Source organism: Streptomyces sp. NPDC005925 (assembly GCF_040638805.1).
Lineage (GTDB): Bacteria > Actinomycetota > Actinomycetes > Streptomycetales > Streptomycetaceae > Streptomyces.
Genome location: NZ_JBEXVL010000064.1, coordinates 1 through 2,195 on the forward strand (window position 1 = coordinate 1; position 2,195 = coordinate 2,195).

Below are 2,195 nucleotides of genomic sequence, written 5' to 3' on the forward strand. Positions count from 1 at the left end.
AAACCCGCGAAGTCCTCATCCGCTCCCTCACCATGCTCCAGACCAAACACGCCGACCTGCCCAGCCGCAAACACGGCAACCCACCCCAGTAGCACAGGCACTTGGGCGGCATCAAGGCCAAACCGCGCGAAAGGTCTGTTACTTACGTCAGCTCATCCGCCGTGCAGGCATGGCCGCCCGTTTGCCGGGCAGACGCCCGCGCAGGAGCTCAAGGGCTCCTGCGCGGGCGTTCTTGGTGTCGAGGTCCCGGGCCCGGACCTCTGCACGTCAGCCCGTATGTGAAGAGAAGTTGGACGCGCGCCCCTGTACTGTCCATTAAAACAGCGCAACTGGTTTGCTATTGACAAACCGTCCGGCCTGTTTTGTACTCGGGAGGTGCCGGATATCAGCACACTCACCTAGGGGGCAGCGGCGTGCAGATCGACATACTGGGTGTATTGGACGTCAGGGAGAACGGGGTGTCCGTCGCCCCCACCGCACCGAAGCCCCGGCAGGTGCTCGCCCTTCTGGCGTTGCACGCCGACCAGGTGGTACCGGTCTCCGCCCTCATCGAGGAGCTGTGGGCGGGACAGCCGCCGCGCAGCGCGCGCACCACCCTGCAGACCTACGTCCTTCAACTGCGCGACCTCATCACGCTCGCGCTGGAGCGGGACGCACCCGCCGATCCCACCGCGGCCCCGCGGCGCAGCGCCAAGGACGTCCTGGTCACCTCGCCCGGCGGTTACATGCTCGTCTCCGGCGGCGGCACCAGTGACGTCCGCGAGTTCGAGCGGCTCGCGGGCATGGGCTATCGCGCGATGGACGCGGGCGACTTCCAGGGTGCTTCGCGTCTGCTGCGGGAGGCGCTCGGCCTGTGGAGCGGCGCGGCCTTCGCCGACGTACACACCGGCGGGCAGCTGGAGATGGAGGCCCAGCGGCTCGAGGAGAGCCGGCTGTGCGCGCTCGATCAGCGCATAGAAGCCGACCTGAGACTCGGTCGTCACCGCGAACTGCTGGCGGAGCTGACCGTGCTGACCAGGCGTTACCGGGCCCACGAGAACCTGCACGCCCAATTCATGCTGGCGTTGCACCGCTCGGGCCGGCGTGGCGAGGCGCTCGACGTCTACCACCGGCTGCGCGGCACCCTCGTACGGGACCTGGGTCTGGAGCCCTCCGCGCGGCTGCGGCGGCTGCAGCAGTCGATCCTGATGGCGGCCCCGGAGACCCCGCTCCTGGCGGAGCATCAGATGCTCGCCGCGGTCCCGCTCGCCGCCGACCGCGTGGGCCGAGGGCGTCCTATCCACGCGAACTGATGTGCGGGAGGCGGGCCTTGAGGGTGGCCGAGGCAAGCCTCAGCGGCGCAGATCACCGCGCCCGCGGCTGCGACGTGACGCAATAAGTGGGTAGTCTCAGACGAACTGAATTAAGTTACCGCTTAGTAATTAAGCTTCGGTTCGAGGAGCCCCCTCATGCAACTCGCCGCGATCATCGTGTCGCTGGTCCTCATCGTGGTCGGCATCGCGCTGTTCTGCAGGGCCACGGCGCAGATCTATCGCTTCATACGGCTCGGCCAGCCCGTTCCCGAAGGCTTGCGGACCAACAACCCCTACCAGCGCAGTGTCACGCTGGCCAGGGAGTTCGTGATCCACACCCGGATGAACCGCTGGGGCGTCATCGGCTTCGCGCACTGGTTCGTGGCGGTGGGCTTCTACACGCTGCTGCTGACCATCGTCAACGCCACCGGCCAGCTCTTCGAACCGGACTGGGTGCTGCCCTTCCTGGGCCACTTCCCGCCCTACAACATGATGGTCGAGTTCCTCGGCACGACGACGGCACTGGGCATCGTGACCCTGATCGTCGTCCGCCAGCTGAACCGGCCCTCGGGCCCCGGCCGCAAGTCCCGCTTCGCGGGCTCGAAGACCGGCCAGGCGTACTTCGTCGAGACGGTCATCGTCATCGTGGGCACCTGCATCGTGCTGCTGCACGCCCTCGAGGGCGCCATGCACCACGTGGACCACTACGAGGCGTCGTACTTCATCACCTACCCGCTGGTCGACTGGTTCGGTGGGATGAGCGAATCGACCCTGCACAACCTGGTCTTCCTCATCGCCGGCGTGAAGGTCTCCACGTCGTTCATCTGGATGATCGTGGTGTCGCTGAACACGAACATGGGTGTGGCGTGGCATCGGTTTTTGGGGTTTCCGAATATTTGGCTG

Annotated in this window: 1 protein-coding gene and 1 pseudogene; both read left to right on the forward strand. The window is 66.3% G+C overall.

Annotation, left to right across the window (positions count from 1 at the left end):
* Nucleotides 1-413: 413 nt before the first annotated feature.
* Nucleotides 414-1,292 (forward strand): AfsR/SARP family transcriptional regulator, encoded by an 879-nt coding sequence (locus ABZ354_RS28555; protein WP_358661610.1) that lies wholly within the window; start codon nucleotides 414-416, stop codon nucleotides 1,290-1,292.
* Nucleotides 1,293-1,448: 156 nt separating this feature from the next.
* Nucleotides 1,449-2,195 (forward strand): annotated as a pseudogene (locus ABZ354_RS28560) (Fe-S oxidoreductase); the annotation flags it as partial.